This window comes from Pseudoalteromonas sp. Of11M-6 (genome assembly GCF_022347905.1).
Taxonomy (GTDB): domain Bacteria; phylum Pseudomonadota; class Gammaproteobacteria; order Enterobacterales; family Alteromonadaceae; genus Pseudoalteromonas.
In genome coordinates, this window is sequence record NZ_JAKRFW010000061.1 from 1 (window position 1) to 14,142 (window position 14,142).

The window sequence follows — 14,142 nt, forward strand, 5'->3', positions numbered from 1 at the left end:
GCCTGACTCACATAGAATAACTATGCTACGCAGGCTCTGCCTTGTACAAATACCAATCAAACTGCTGCAAAAACAAACTTGAAAGGTAAACAGGCCCTAAAGGAAAAATAATGGATCAAGTCGTACGCGTCGGGGTTGGCGTGGTAATAATGCACGATAATAAAATTTTGCTTGGTGAGCGCATCGGCGCTCATGGCGCACATACTTGGGCAACCCCTGGTGGCCATTTAGAGTATGGAGAGGACATTGAGGCATGCGCGATAAGAGAGGTGCATGAAGAAACGGGGCTAGATGTTGTAAACGTTGAAAAGCTTGGTTTTACTAATGATTATTTTGCCAATGAGCAGAAACATTATGTCACTCTGTTTGTCATGGCAAGGTGCGATACTCATGATGCAGAAGTTAAAGAGCCAAATAAATGCAAACAATGGCAGTGGTTTTCGCTTGATGAATTGCCGCAGCCCCTATTTTTGCCTTTGGTGAACTTTTTAGAAGAAAATAACACACTTTATCAAGGCTAAAATAGCAATTGGGGCACAGCATGGAAGAAATAGTCGTTAGATATATTCACTTTCTCGGTATTTTATTTTTGGCATCGACGCTCGCGATTGAAAACGTGTTACTCTCTAAATCAATGAGTAGTCAGAGCATTAAGCGGTTAGCGGTAGTTGATGGCTTGTATGGTGTTAGTGCGCTGGTAACACTTGGCGCGGGGTTAACGTTGTGGTTTGTAGTTGGCAAGCCCAGTGAGTTCTACACTAAAAATCCGATTTTCCATGCCAAAGTCGGACTATTTTTGTTAATCGCTTTGCTGTCTATCATTTCGACTGTGTTTTTATTGAAGCACCGTAATACAACAAAAGATAATTTATTTGTGCCCCAGCGTATTATCGTCATTAAAAGGCTAGAAATGCTGTTACTTTTAGTTTTACCGCTACTTGCTGCACTTATGGCAAGAGGCTATGGGTTGCCCTCATCATGAAACAAAATATTGTCAATATTGCGCTCGTCGTCAAAGACTACGATGAAGCCATCGACTTCTACGTCAATAAACTAGGTTTTGAATTAATAGAAGACACCTATCAACCCGAGCAAGATAAACGCTGGGTGGTGGTAGCACCGCCTAATTCACATGGTACGGCGTTACTACTTGCCAGAGCTTCTACGCCAGAGCAGCAGGAGTTTATTGGTGATCAAGCTGGTGGGCGGGTATTTTTATTTTTAAATACCGATGATTTCTGGCGTGATTATGAGCGCATGACATCTATTGGCATTCGGTTTATTCGCGAGCCGCAAGAGCAAGATTATGGCACGGTTGCTGTATTTGAAGATCTCTATGGCAACCGCTGGGACTTATTGCAGTTAAATCCTGATCATCCTATGGCAAAGAGATGATCTCAAAGTTACCAAAATGGGTTGAGATCGGCGCTTTTATATTGGCGCTCGTCGCAGGATTTGTGAATGCAATCGGCCTACTTAGCTTTGAGCACCAATCCGTTTCTCATTTATCCGGCACTGCGACTATGCTCGGAACTAGTTTTTTAGGTGGCAGCCTTAAAGAAACCCAGCACTTATTTGGAGTGTTACTCGCGTTCTTGCTTGGCTCTGCACTTGCGGGGTTTTTGCTGCATGGCACCACGTTAAGGCTTGGCAAACATTACGATACCGCGTTGGTGATCGAAGCCATGTTGCTTACCGTGTCTCTCGTCTTACTGATGCAAGGCTCATTTTATGGTCATTTTTTTGCTTCCGCGGCTTGTGGACTGCAAAACGCATTAGCCACCACGTACAGTGGAGCTGTGGTGAGGACAACCCATGTAACAGGAATATTCACCGACTTAGGGCTGATGATTGGGGCATTGTTTAGAGGCGAGCCTTTGGATACCAGAAAAACAAAACTGTTTGTGTTGATCATTTCAGGGTTTGTGGCAGGTGGCGTGTTGGGCGCTTGGCTTTACAACAAGTTTCACTTTCAGGCGCTGTGGTTACCTATATCCATCTGTTTGCTAATTGCTGGTGTTTACCGCTTTGCGCTTAGGGATAAGGGGTAGCACACCGCTGTGTTGACGTATCTTGGTTTGGATTATTGACTACTTAATCGACATCGTATACATTGGCGCGTGATTTTAATTTGGATCTTTCCACGATGTTTTACATCCTATTTAAGAATTTTGTTAGAAGGCTTTGCTCCGCGCATTAACACGATGAAGTGTTGCTCGGAGCTTACTTTCTAAATCTTCATCAGAGACATTGGCGACTACTTGAATAAGGGTGGGCGGCGCCAGTGTATCTGATGATTGGAAAGACGAAGCCGGCGATGATACTTCATCGCCGGCTTTTTTGTGCCCGAAATTCAGTGGCACACATTTTCAAAGTTTTTTGAAACGGGAGGTCGGCATAACTGTCGATCTCCCGTTGTTTTATGGATGTAATTTAATGAATTTGCTTTTAAATGACCTGATGACGTCAGGTAGTGGCTCATACAAACACAAGCTTAATTTTAGCTTTATTTCTTTTGCTTTGCTGAACACCTGCAAGGTAAACGTTTGCTGCGCAAAAATGGGGTAAAGAGATGTTATTGACTTTATTACTCGCCTTTATTGCATTTTTAGTCGGGGCCGATGAGCTGATGCTTGGGCCTATTCTTGAGCCTATTGGACTCGAATTAGGTGTAAAGCCTGAGCGAGTTACACTGTTTATTACCACTTACAGCGTTGCCCTAGCGATTGTGGCTCCGCTATTTGGGGCGCTCTCGGATAAAGCAGGGCACCGCGCTATCATCTTACCTGCAATCGTGGTTTTTGGTGGTGCCTCCATCGCGACAGGGCTTGTCACTTCATTTGAGTGGGGCTTAGTTGCTCGTGTGATCACGGGGATTGCCAGTGCTGGCATGCTCCCGATTGCGTTTGCCATCGCGGCAAGCTCTGGTGGAGATGCGCTCAAACGGATCGGTTGGGTGCAAGCAGGCTTAACTCTTGGCATGATCTCAAGTCCTGCGTTTGGCGCGTTTTTAACGCATTTAATGTCGTGGCGAGCGGCTTTTGTTGCACTCGGGATCGCCACTTGGGTTGTGGCGTTATTACTTACCGTAAACCGCCGTGCGATCCCAAGTGACAAAGCTGGAGAAGGCACCAAGATATCAGTCAAGCTATGGCAAATCCCCGGTGTTGTTGGCGCATTACTTACCATGTGTATCGGTTTAGGTGGTGGTATTGGTTTGTTCAATTTGGTTGGGCAGCATTTACGAGATACACAAGCACTGTCAGTGTGGTTTATTGGTGTACTGTATGCCTTATTAGGCTTAGTGAGTGTTGCTGGAAACCTGATGATGCCAAAACTCGCAACCCACTTTGAAAGTGGGCGGCAGGTCATGCGTGCGTCATTGGTCGTTTGCCTCATTGCCAGTAGCGGTCTTTATTGGTATCAAGGTATCTCTCTCATACCGTTATACTTTTTGATGACACTTTGGGCATTGGCTGGCGGCATTGGTTCACCGGCATTACAGGCATATATTTCAGAACTTTCGCCTGCACATCGTGGTGTACTTATCTCACTGGCCATGAGCATGATGCACATTGGTGTGGCGATTTGGTCTGCCGTCGCAGGTTTTGCTTACAGCCTTGGTGCGGCTGCAATGGCGCTGCTTGCTATTATTTTGTTTAGTCTTGCCATTTTGTGTTTACGCCCCGTAAAAGGCGCATCAATTTAGGAGGTAACTAGTACCAATTAGCCTTAATACTTGCTCAATTTTAAGGAGCAAATCTGACGCTAACGGCGTTAAAAATTTCTCATTTAGAACAACTGAATAGCAAAATTTTCGCCCTGCCTACATGGATGTAGGTACCTTGGCGGTAGCGGTGTTATCGACAAGATTCTCTCGCCTCAAAATTGGAAGCTGAATTAAGCGAGTTGGTATGCCAGCCTGCATATTCAATTGAACACGAGTGCTTTTGATTGAGTAGAAATGTTTTAATCTGTGTGGACTTTCATTAGACGAAATAAATTGCTAGTATCATTTTTGATATTAATTCTCATTTTCATTTGTTTTGGGTTTCATGGTATTTGCAAAGTTGGTACATGGTTTGATCGGATGATGTTGCGTCTATATATGTGAGCACTGTAAATCAACAACTTGTTTTCTTTCTTTGCCAAATGGGTGGTTAAGCTAGGTTCCTTGTGGAGGAAATATGGAACAACTTATTCAAGATTATAAAATGCTACTAATCGGAGAGCCTAACATTAGGCCCATTGTTGCGGCTATGCAGCTAGGTGTGAGTGAAGCTGAGTTGCTAAACGCACAGCTGGATGAGCCTGTTACGTCTCGAGTTACCAGATTAGATGAGCATAAAATCGCGGATTTATTAAAAGGATTTAAAAAGCTTGGAAAAGTGATGGCTTTGACTAGAAATGGCTCTGTGGTGAGCGAGATAACTGGTTTGTATGAAAAGCTCTATGTTACAGGGCACAGTAACAAACTTAGTGCCGTGGCCATCAATCCAGGAGGGATTGATCTGCGGCTTTTCTTGCACAAATGGAAAAGTGTATTTCTTGTTGAAACGGATAAGCATACTAGTTTTCAATTTTTCGATGAAAATGGTCGGGCTGTACATAAGGTATATATGACTGCAGACGCCGACTTTAACGAGTTTGTGAACCTTAAAGCACGCTACCAGCTAACACATAGTCACAAGTTGGATGTAACGCCTTTTGAAGTCCTAGATACTAATATTAGGGACTTGAGTACTGCGCAACTAGATGATTTTAGGTCGCAGTGGGGCGAGTTAAATGATGTCCATCATTTTCCAAAGCTTTTAGAGACATACAACCTTGAACGCTTGCAGGCCCTTGAAATCGTTGGCTCACCATGGAGCTTTGAGCTACAAAGCTTTGACCTTGCAGATATATTTCAGCAAGCAAACATGTTTAAGCAAGAGATTATGGTATTCGTTGGCAATCCAGGTGCGGTACAGATCTTCTCTGGAAAGGTTGAAAACCTCAAACAAGTTGGCCCTTGGTTTAACGTATTAGATCCTGAGTTTAGCCTGCATATAAAAGCAGACGACCTAACCCGCGCGTTCGTGGTCAGAAAACCCACGGATAACGGCAATACTGTGGTTACCTCTATTGAGTTTTTTGATGCCAATCGCGAGACTGTATTAACGCTGTTTGGTCGCCGAATTGAAGGCAAAAAACAAACCGATGAGTGGCAGGCGCTATGTGAGCGATTGATCCATAAAGGACGGGTTGCGGCGTAATACTTGAGCTATAGAAAAGCTATCCTCTACAATCAGCTAAATTGAAAAGGGCTCTATAAAAGAGCCCTTTGGTTTTCTAGTGCCAAATAGGCGTGACTTCTGAGACCAAAATTATTCGTTTAGAGACGGTATTTTGCTGCACATTCTCCATTCTTGTCGCCATTGCACTATGGCAAAGTGGGCGGGAAGTACCACGTTGACACTCGTCCATAATCACTCCTGACCCCACTGGTAATTCAGCAAAGAGCCGAAGATCTTGGGTACTGACATTATCTATAGGGGTGTTTACCGCGACACCGTCAGCTATCACAAACTCCCCGCCTGATACATTCTCTCTGGCCAGCGTAAGGATTGAGGTAATCGTTTGATGACTTAACCCGTCGAAATGAAGCGTATTTGGGGTTACTAAGCAATCCGCATGAGGTGTCGGATAATAGCCAATAAACTGATGCTCAACATGGTACGACGGTGCTGGAATTGAATGTTGGATCAAAAATTCAGTCAGCGCTGCTATTACTGGGTGGTTGCAAATCAATGTACCGTCAGTGCAATGTGTTATTGCTTTGAACCATCTTTGTTTACCCCCTGCGTCCGGGTTTAGTTGTTGAGACAAGCCGTAAACATAGTATTGGCCTCCTTGTCTATTTTCGGGGCTGATAAGGTGAGTGTTAGCGTCCTTGACGGTATAGCGCACGATACCTCTTGCATTTTGGCCGGATGGAATATAGGTGTCTAAGCCTAATTCAGGTTCTACCTGCTTCAGTAACGACTCAATATCTTGTCGTGAACCAACGTTTAAATTTGGCAAAGAATATTGGCAGAAACCATTTCTTAACAATGTAGTTTTAGTCATCTTTGATTCTCCTATCTGTCTTTGTTGATTTGTTTTCTTAAAAATTTCAATAAGCTTTTTCATACTCACCCCATCTGATGTGTTTTGGTATTTATAGGTTTCCATTTAACTGCATGATTGTGAAGGAAAAATAAGGAATAAAAACGGAATGGGAACGGAAATTTATAGTGGTTTTATAAGTGACTTATTTATTACGTTGCTAAGCTTTGATGTCTAGATAGGGGCAGTGAGCTTTGTGAACAGCCTTCAGTAAATTGCAAATTATAGAAGGTTGCCAATTCAAACCCGCATTGCATCCAGGAATGATATTTCTGCAATTTTGTGCCAAGCGATAGGGGTGGTTATTTCTACCTTGACAGACTTGTCCGGCAATGAATTTGCGTCTGGTTTCGCTGACAAAGTCCGATTGATAAATGTGCAGAACAGTTAGTTAGCTAGTATCGGTATGATTTTAAATAATTTTATTTCAGTGCCAAGTAATGGTCGTTGATATTCACAATGATGCAAGTTACCGAATGGTAGTTACCTTCATAATTTATATTTAAGTAACAAAGTGAAAATAGATTTGAAAATTGTGTTCTAATTGTATAGAAATGTAATCTAAATGTGGTTTTTAGATCTGTAAGTGAGATTTTTGATATGCCTAAGGGTAAGGAGCGCGAAATGGAACAAGTTTATAACTTTGCGGATGAGGTGCAATTAGAGTCCTTAAGGCAGCTGATTGTTGAGAAGATTAATCAAAACGGACTGTCCGAGCAGCAAGTTACAGACAGCGCTTACATGAGTGATAGAAGTCTTCGCAATTATAAGACGGAAGGCTACTTAGCCAGTTTAGCGCCACTCTCGTCATCGACGGTAAGTAAGCTAAAGAACCTATTGACTGCGCTTAATATTGAGCCTGAAGAAGCGCTGGAATACCACCAAAAGCGAATAGAAAATCAACAAAACAACCACCACTCAGACCCTACAAATCAAAATGGCCAGCAAAGCAATGCTCAGTTTCAAGGGTGCACCTTTAACGGCGGGGCGAATGGCCCAAATGTTATCACTGGTAATAGGGATATTACGCTTAATTTTGGTGCTAAAGATTAAAGGTAATCTTAAATTCTGATAAGGGGTGGCTTAACCCTGAAAATGTAAGCTAGTTAGAAGCTTGTATCTCTATAACGAAGTGCTCGTTTTTAGAAGCTATTAAGGTTTAATTACTTCTTTTTTATATTTAAAAGTGATTTTATATGAGTGCGGATCCAAAGGAAGCGGAAGCTGGTTCAAGCATTGGCATTGAAACCAATGCATATGAGAATGATGTTCCTCAGCAACTGAGCCAGTTTGATAGTAGTACGTTTGAAGAGGCCGTGATCCAAGGGAACAGAGATGTTCAGGTCAATAACTATTTTTCAAACGCTGATAAGAAACCATTGAAGTATGAAGCACTTCAGTTAAGAACGTTTCCAAAAATTGCGAGTAATGAGGTCATTTTAGATGACATCAAGTTAGCCGAACTTAACAACTTCCTCGTTTGTCACAACTGGCTGATTATTGGAAAAAATAACGAGAATGCCTTTTATCTCTCAGAGGCTATCGCTGCTGCTTTACAGCACACCGACATATCATCTTACTACATACGTCACAATTCATGTCGAATGACTGAGTATTTAGAAGCAAGATTTCCTTACGTAGAAAGTCAACACGCTTATGTTATTAGGCAACCAATAGAAGACCTAGAAAGTTTCGAGCGCTTTATCGAAACCCGTGAAAATCTAAATGCACTGACGTCTAAACTAAAAGCACGTAAGGCGACGCTGCTTATGGTATTGGATAGTAAAGGCGATAGTGACTGTCCTAGAAGGATCCAGGAATACCTGCGTTTCAACTCTGTAAGTTCTATGCTTGGTTATTGGCAGCCTGCAGTTCACTTTACACATGACCCATTACCTGTGGCAGCACTAGATAACGACGACTGGTTGGACTGTTTAGTTATTACACTAACTTGTTGGTTTAACAATATGCCACTGGTGTTGTTTCAAAATGCAATTGCTAAGGCATTTGACCATAAATTAAAACAAGCTAAAGAAATAGGAGAAGGAGTCGAAGCGTTAACTCATGCTTATGCTCGTTGGCAGCAAGATCCTGATGCGTTTTTAAAATTAGCTGGGCTTGAGCTCACATCACCGTCGGGCTTAGGTATTTGTTGTATCAGGCTAAGTTCGATTAAGCAGGCAAGCGTATATCGAGAAAAGTTGCTTACAAACAATCCATTCCAACTAGCTGTACTCTCGCCAATTATTGAGGAAGTCATTTTTGATCAGGATATAACAAATGAACTCATTGACATAGATGCACTTTTTTCAGACCTCGCCTACTTCTACTTAAAGCTTTCTGAAGTCGGGGTAATTACTATTAACAGTGACTACCTATTAAAATTATTTGAACGTTATCGTCAGTGTCCAAATTCAAAAATAATTCATTTTATCTCATTTGTTAGGGCGCTCTCATATCAGGATAGATTCAAAATAGCCATCGATGAATTTATTTATCAACTACTAGGGCAAGTGGAAAAGAAAGAGAAAGATTTAATATCTATTTCAGACTTAGAAATTCATATTGACAACTGGGTGCCAGTATTTAAATCAACTTATGAAAATAAGCTTAAAGAGATGGTGTGTGATTTCAAAAATCACCTCTATTTTTTGTTTAATACTCTAGCCTATTCAATTGAATTTGAAAGTGAGTCTGAAGTTTTGTCATTAGAGTATATATTTTCTAAAAGCTATGAGCTTGGGTTGGATAAGAGTAAGAAATGTCCTAGCTTTGCGCTGCTTCGCTACTATTTTTCAGGGTATTTATATAGCGACTCCTTTCACTTATTAAAAATACTAAAAAGTATACCTTCCGATAGTGAGAAGTGTGTTTTAACTTTAATGATTGTGAGACTTTTTGTTTTTAGTCTTATGCATCGTGTGTTAGAGGGAAATAACCAAGTTGATGATAAGGCTACCTCCTACTTGATTACGTTAATGTTTGAAGAGGGGGCGGAAGAGTTAATTTACCAATTGCTCGCGATGCCAAGTTTGAGCGAAAGTCTAAAGAAGAGAAATATCACTGCATTTTTAACCACATCAATTTATATAAAGCAAACGCTGCTCCAAGCGCAATATATCACCGATGAAAGCGAATATGAGCATTACGACATGATGCTTACGGAGTTAAATGAAAAATTCAAACGATTGAATCAATTGTTTGCCATTGCTTGCACCAGAAAACAGTACGAGCAAATTAAAGCAGATTTAAGAATTCAGCGAGATAAGGCGGTAGAGCAGTACAGAAATTGTATATCAGATAAAGAGTTGAGGATGCTACTAAAGCTAAAAAAAGGCGTGTTAAGCGAAGCTATTAAACAATTTAAAAAACCTAGAAGAGAATCCTACCATGCATGAAAGCATCTCTAATTTGAGCAACTTAATCAGAAAAGTCGATACTAACTTTCACAATCCGAGAGTTCATGGAGAAGGATTTGTTGTCACTTGGAATAAGAAAACCAACCAAATCGTAACCAAGCAAGGTTTGCTATCTGATTTATTTAATAAGAAACATTATGAATATTTCTTTGTTAAATCTCATACAAAACCAATCGTCATTAGCAAAATTCCATTTGAATGGCATGAAGGTGCAAGTGAGATTGCACTAGAGTTTTACGCTACCTTTCAGCTTAAAATTACAGATCAAACTGAAGCACATAAGTTAGTCGAAATCTTGAGTATGTCGGGCACGCCGGAAAAAGGATTATTTAATTTAATAGATAAGCACCTGCATCACTGCATGTCGAAAATGTATAAGAAATGCTTGGACTCACAAAATAGCAACTTATTGGACGAGTTTTATCAGCAAGAGCTACAGCGTGGAGAAAGCAGTGAATTAAACACTTCGGTGTGCGAGCAAATGCAGCAAGAATTAAAAGGAATGGATTTTAATATTGGCTTTACGTTGCGTAATGCACCAGAGCGATATGCCGAATTTAAATATAGTACCAAGATAAAAGAAACGGGCTTAGAAGTAACGTCCGAATGTCAAATGACATTGAATAACTATCAAGCCTATCGCAAGTCTGAAATTAGCGATATCGAGGGGGTGGTAGCACACATGAAGGCGGGTATTGAGAGAGCAATCCGTCAGCATATTTTGGGCAAATCTGAAATGGATCTGCTGAGCAACTTCAAAACGGCAACGAGTCAAGACGTCTCTATCTCCGATCAGGTTAAAAATAGTGTTAAGCAACAAGCTACTGCGATTGGTTATGAACTTAATTCATTTCATACATTACCAAACATTGCTCCGCTGAGGTTATTAAATGGGTTGATGCTCACGTTTGATAAAGAAGATGGCGCATTTAAAACGGGGATGTTTGGTAGCCGTGTACGGTTAAATATTCGCATGGAAGTTAAGGCGAAAGAAGGAGAGTTTGAGAAATACCGTCACTTATTTGCAAGTAGTGAAAACGACAATCAGATTGATTTGTTAGCAATAACGCAAGCGCAAATTCTCGACAGAATAAAAGTACTAGTACACGACATTTGCAAAGAAGTGATGTTGAATGACAAGTTTAATCATTACAAAGCATTAAGTCAGTTTGAAGAATTAATCCGGCCTCAACTTGAAGATGAAATTGGCAAACGATTAAGTGAACAACATGGCTTGGTGGTAAGTATTAAGTCACTTATGGCAGTTGAATCTGAAGATGCCATGAGGCTTGAAGAGCTAAGAGGTAAAAAAATACCAATCCAATTTAAGCATTTTTTTGGTGGACAAGACGGGATTGGTGCCGAGTATTCATTCAGTGGTGCATTTGAAGTGCTCGGTCTAGTTGTCAGTGACGCCGGTGGTGAACATAGTTGGGAAACGTTTGAAAAATGGGATTTTGGTTACCGAATTGATTCTCCTGAGCGTCATACCAACACCGCCCTTAAAGGGAATGACGATAGAGTCTGTAAAAAATTGGCGATTGAGAATGAACTAGAAGATATAAAACAGGAAGTTATTAGGCTTTTCAAGGCATCAACATTACTTATCCCTTCCATTACGCTTTGGGTGAATAAACGCGAGTATAACGCAAAGTTACAAGATGAATTGCTCTGTGAGGTATCGGCTCTGTTGAGGCGCAGCCGAGGAATGGATCTACTGATTGAAAGACTAGAAATTAAAGACGAAAGCCTGATCCAAGCGCAGCTTGATAGTCGAGATCGTAAGCTTAAATCAATTGCCGATGTCGATAGTATGCGTTTAGAGCAGCGTTTAGTTGATTTAAAACAAAGCAAAGACGAAAAGCAAAAGCTTGCGGACGAAGTTACAGAAAGAAGATTGAGTTTCCTGCGCGACAGCGATGATTTTGAGGACTTACTAGACGAAAAAGAGCGTATCGAAAATGATTACCGTCATTTAAATACTAAAGAGTCGACCATAGAAGAGCTACTGCCAGCCCCTAACAGCCATGCCTCGAGCGATATCGAAGAATTAGCTGATGTACTTACTAAATCCAATAACCAGTGGGAAACGAACGATGAAAAGTAGAAAAAACCTTGTTGCTGCTTCAATCATGACAGCTTTACTATCCGGGTGTGCAATGACTGACGACACTCAAACTCGAGCTGAGGGAGCATCGACAGGTGCACTCATTGGTGGTGCGCTTGGTTTGGTGTTAGGTGACAATAAGCAAGCCGCTATGATTGGTGCATTGATTGGTGCTGTTGCCGGTGATCTTTATGCCAAGAGTGTGGTTAAGAAGAAGCAGGATTACGCTAATACTGAGTTATATATGCAAGATGTGATTAAAGGGGCACAAGAGAAACTTATCGCAGCAAAAAATGAAAGAGAAAAAATTCATTTGGAAATAGAAGGTTATACCGCGCAGTTAGAAAGCATTGAGGCAGAGTCTCAAAAACGCAGTGCTGAGTATAGTAGCTTAGAAACGCAAAAAGATAGCCTGTCTAAAGCGGTTTCCAAGTCAGCTAAGTTAGTCGAGATATTGACTGAAGAAATTCAGTACCAAAAGGACGTGCTGGCACAAGAAAGAGAAACCGTTTCTGTGCAATTAGCCTCACATAGTGAAACGGTTATTCAACAACTTCTTGCTGAAAAGAACGAGCTAGAAGTCATGCAAGCCCAGCTAGCTTCATTAGATAGACGGAAATTATATTAATGCTGAAGCGGGTTATATATTGCTTGTTTTTGTCTTTGCTAGCAGGTTGTAAGACGACAGGTGATCCAACAACTGGTGGGTTGTATGGATGGAGCGAAGAAAAAGCAAAGCAACGACAGGCACAGCTAAACCGAAGAGTAGTGGATATCGAAGCTCAAATGAATGCGATTGAGGAAGAAAATCAAGAGCTTGAAAGTGACAAGGTACAACTAACACAGTTGATAGTAATACAAAATGAGAAGTTAAACGCTTTAATTGCAAGCCATGATGCGTTGCTGGATAAGATAGAAACATACAAAGGTCTTGAACATATTAATCAGACAAAAATTAGCCAGCTGAAAACACGTTACCCATGGCTCGGCCTGAGTCGAGAGGAGGTATTGAGACAATTTCAGGAAGCGGCAAGCGAATCACGACAACAGCAAATGCTAAACCAGCTAGAGAGTGAGCTTGAATCACTAGCACAAGAAATAGATATGATACTTTGAGTAATGTAGATGTCGATTAAACCAATAAAAGCACAATATTATTGCAACAATATAGAACACTGCAGCAATGCTCGGGCGCATAAGTTATTTACTAAATCATATGCCAACAAGTGTGGTGTTTGTGCTCAGCCATTACTGTTTGCGCGTTGGCATTTTTCGTTTGTCACTTCCTTTAGTTGGGTACTTTGTTTATCAACATTGGCAGCGCTATCTTATCCATATTTTTTTCCTAAAGAATATGAAAATATTACTTTTTCTGGTGTGAAGACTGAAGTTCAAGAGTCTAATGCCGTTGTGGAAGTTACTCTTCATCGAACAACAGGCATTGATTTAGTACAACAGATAGAGTTGATAACAGAAGATGGTACTGCAAAAGCAGCTGAGGACTATCGAGCCCTTGATATTGCTTTACAGTTCCAGCCTGGTGAAGTGCAAAAATCAATAAATATTCCTATTATTCCTGACTCCGATGTCTATGAAAACAATGAAATGTTTTACATTAAGCTGAAAAATGTGAAAGGGCAGCCGTCACATATCGTGATGATTGTCGAAGCTGGAGTAAACAAAGACTTAGTGGAAAAAAGCAGCCTTTTGGTAAGTAACCTTTCAGCTCTTGCAGCGGACCTTTCGAATGATTTGAAACAGCTTGAGATCCTTGGTAACTATCTGTCAACCAAAGAAAATCCAAAGGCGAACTTGGTCAAGAATTACCGTAATACTCAAGATAATATTCAAAGAGCGAGAGAAAAATACATCGTTCTTTTTAATGACGCTTTAGATTTGGACCCTAATGTTTTGAGAAATGCATTGGATTCCCACCTTGAAGCGCTGAAAAAACAACAGTTTCATACTCAATATGAAGCAACAACTGTGATGAAAGCTCAGTTACTTGACTACTTGAGTTCCAGAGTTTCTAACTCGCCTAAGTGGCTCGAGGAGTTAGGTGAGGTAGTAAAGCTTGAAGTGAAAGCAAATAACAATGGTAGTGTTATCTAATCTGAGTTGCTTATTTATTGGGCTAACTTTCAACTAAGCCAATGGGCAGCGCACTCAGCGCTGCTGCATACTCCCCATCAACAGAAGTGAAAATCGAGAGAACTTTTGTTCATTATTCGATGAGTTAGCAATAGCTCATTGAAGCACCCTCAAATACTGCGAGCCTTTGGTTTACGGTGTTTAAGTTCAACCATTACATCGAACTACAATATTTACCTGTAAAACTTTCAAACAAAACGATTGCTGACTAAAGAACTGGCAGAGGGTTGTCTGTAACTGACGTTTGTAAAAATACAGAGCTAATTTGAGATCCTTTTATATCAAGTGCTACAAGTAGCACCTTGCTTTACTTCCAAT

Annotated in this window: 13 protein-coding genes; 12 read left to right on the forward strand and 1 reads right to left on the reverse strand. The window is 40.9% G+C overall.

Annotated features, from left to right (window positions below; translation table 11 throughout):
• Window positions 1-110 precede the first annotated feature (110 nt).
• From MHN32_RS20875 to MHN32_RS20900, 6 genes are all read left to right on the forward strand, one after another.
• On the forward strand, window positions 111-521 hold the full coding sequence (locus tag MHN32_RS20875; RefSeq protein ID WP_102058367.1) for an NUDIX hydrolase: 411 nt from the start codon (window positions 111-113) through the stop codon (window positions 519-521).
• Window positions 522-541: 20 nt separating this feature from the next.
• Window positions 542-982 (forward strand): DUF2214 family protein, encoded by a 441-nt coding sequence (locus MHN32_RS20880; RefSeq protein ID WP_239422701.1) that lies wholly within the window; start codon window positions 542-544, stop codon window positions 980-982.
• Entirely contained in the window at window positions 979-1,395 is a 417-nt protein-coding gene (locus tag MHN32_RS20885) for a VOC family protein (RefSeq protein ID WP_010603775.1), read from the forward strand. The genes MHN32_RS20880 and MHN32_RS20885 overlap by 4 nt, the downstream gene beginning before the upstream one ends.
• Complete coding sequence (locus tag MHN32_RS20890) at window positions 1,392-2,051, forward strand: YoaK family protein (RefSeq protein WP_239422702.1); 660 nt, start codon at window positions 1,392-1,394, stop codon at window positions 2,049-2,051. Before MHN32_RS20885 ends, MHN32_RS20890 begins: the two co-directional genes overlap by 4 nt.
• A gap of 521 nt (window positions 2,052-2,572) precedes the next feature.
• Entirely contained in the window at window positions 2,573-3,709 is a 1,137-nt protein-coding gene (locus tag MHN32_RS20895) for an MFS transporter (protein ID WP_174169547.1), read from the forward strand.
• 478 nt (window positions 3,710-4,187) lie between these two features.
• The gene (locus tag MHN32_RS20900) at window positions 4,188-5,255 is read left to right on the forward strand and encodes a ChuX/HutX family heme-like substrate-binding protein (protein ID WP_102058371.1); all 1,068 of its coding nucleotides are present in this window, start codon (window positions 4,188-4,190) and stop codon (window positions 5,253-5,255) included.
• Between the two features lie 76 nt (window positions 5,256-5,331).
• Here the strand turns inward: MHN32_RS20900 and MHN32_RS20905 are convergent, their stop codons facing one another.
• A complete protein-coding gene (locus tag MHN32_RS20905) occupies window positions 5,332-6,108 on the reverse strand; it encodes a 2OG-Fe dioxygenase family protein (protein ID WP_010603771.1) in 777 nt (258 codons plus the stop codon).
• A 663-nt stretch (window positions 6,109-6,771) separates the two neighbouring features.
• Here MHN32_RS20905 and MHN32_RS20910 point away from each other — a divergent pair.
• The 6 genes from MHN32_RS20910 (at window position 6,772) to MHN32_RS20935 (ending at window position 13,785) form a co-directional block, all read left to right on the forward strand.
• A complete protein-coding gene (locus tag MHN32_RS20910; protein WP_239422703.1) occupies window positions 6,772-7,200 on the forward strand; it encodes a hypothetical protein in 429 nt (142 codons plus the stop codon).
• Window positions 7,201-7,343: 143 nt separating this feature from the next.
• A complete protein-coding gene (locus MHN32_RS20915) occupies window positions 7,344-9,545 on the forward strand; it encodes a hypothetical protein (protein ID WP_010603769.1) in 2,202 nt (733 codons plus the stop codon).
• The gene (locus tag MHN32_RS20920; RefSeq protein ID WP_206472543.1) at window positions 9,538-11,673 is read left to right on the forward strand and encodes a hypothetical protein; all 2,136 of its coding nucleotides are present in this window, start codon (window positions 9,538-9,540) and stop codon (window positions 11,671-11,673) included. Before MHN32_RS20915 ends, MHN32_RS20920 begins: the two co-directional genes overlap by 8 nt.
• Window positions 11,663-12,301, forward strand: coding sequence for a glycine zipper domain-containing protein (locus MHN32_RS20925; protein WP_010603767.1), 639 nt, complete (start codon window positions 11,663-11,665; stop codon window positions 12,299-12,301). The genes MHN32_RS20920 and MHN32_RS20925 overlap by 11 nt, the downstream gene beginning before the upstream one ends.
• A complete protein-coding gene (locus tag MHN32_RS20930) occupies window positions 12,301-12,789 on the forward strand; it encodes a hypothetical protein (protein WP_239422704.1) in 489 nt (162 codons plus the stop codon). The genes MHN32_RS20925 and MHN32_RS20930 overlap by 1 nt, the downstream gene beginning before the upstream one ends.
• Window positions 12,790-12,798: 9 nt before the next feature.
• Window positions 12,799-13,785, forward strand: a complete 987-nt coding sequence (locus tag MHN32_RS20935) for a Calx-beta domain-containing protein (protein ID WP_239422705.1) — start codon at window positions 12,799-12,801, stop codon at window positions 13,783-13,785.
• The last annotated feature ends 357 nt before the right edge of the window (window positions 13,786-14,142 follow it).

Excerpts from the sequence above, each read along its gene's own strand:
- MHN32_RS20880 (WP_239422701.1), top strand. The coding sequence starts at position 542 with ATGGAAGAAATAGTCGTTAGATATATTCACTTTCTCGGTATTTTATTT.
- MHN32_RS20885 (WP_010603775.1), top strand. The coding sequence starts at position 979 with ATGAAACAAAATATTGTCAATATTGCGCTCGTCGTCAAAGACTACGAT.
- MHN32_RS20920 (WP_206472543.1), top strand. The coding sequence starts at position 9,538 with ATGCATGAAAGCATCTCTAATTTGAGCAACTTAATCAGAAAAGTCGAT.
- MHN32_RS20910 (WP_239422703.1), top strand. The coding sequence starts at position 6,772 with ATGGAACAAGTTTATAACTTTGCGGATGAGGTGCAATTAGAGTCCTTA.
- MHN32_RS20935 (WP_239422705.1), top strand. The coding sequence starts at position 12,799 with ATGTCGATTAAACCAATAAAAGCACAATATTATTGCAACAATATAGAA.
- MHN32_RS20930 (WP_239422704.1), top strand. The coding sequence starts at position 12,301 with ATGCTGAAGCGGGTTATATATTGCTTGTTTTTGTCTTTGCTAGCAGGT.
- MHN32_RS20925 (WP_010603767.1), top strand. The coding sequence starts at position 11,663 with ATGAAAAGTAGAAAAAACCTTGTTGCTGCTTCAATCATGACAGCTTTA.
- MHN32_RS20905 (WP_010603771.1), bottom strand. The coding sequence starts at position 6,108 with ATGACTAAAACTACATTGTTAAGAAATGGTTTCTGCCAATATTCTTTG.
- MHN32_RS20875 (WP_102058367.1), top strand. The coding sequence starts at position 111 with ATGGATCAAGTCGTACGCGTCGGGGTTGGCGTGGTAATAATGCACGAT.
- MHN32_RS20915 (WP_010603769.1), top strand. The coding sequence starts at position 7,344 with ATGAGTGCGGATCCAAAGGAAGCGGAAGCTGGTTCAAGCATTGGCATT.
- MHN32_RS20895 (WP_174169547.1), top strand. The coding sequence starts at position 2,573 with ATGTTATTGACTTTATTACTCGCCTTTATTGCATTTTTAGTCGGGGCC.
- MHN32_RS20890 (WP_239422702.1), top strand. The coding sequence starts at position 1,392 with ATGATCTCAAAGTTACCAAAATGGGTTGAGATCGGCGCTTTTATATTG.
- MHN32_RS20900 (WP_102058371.1), top strand. The coding sequence starts at position 4,188 with ATGGAACAACTTATTCAAGATTATAAAATGCTACTAATCGGAGAGCCT.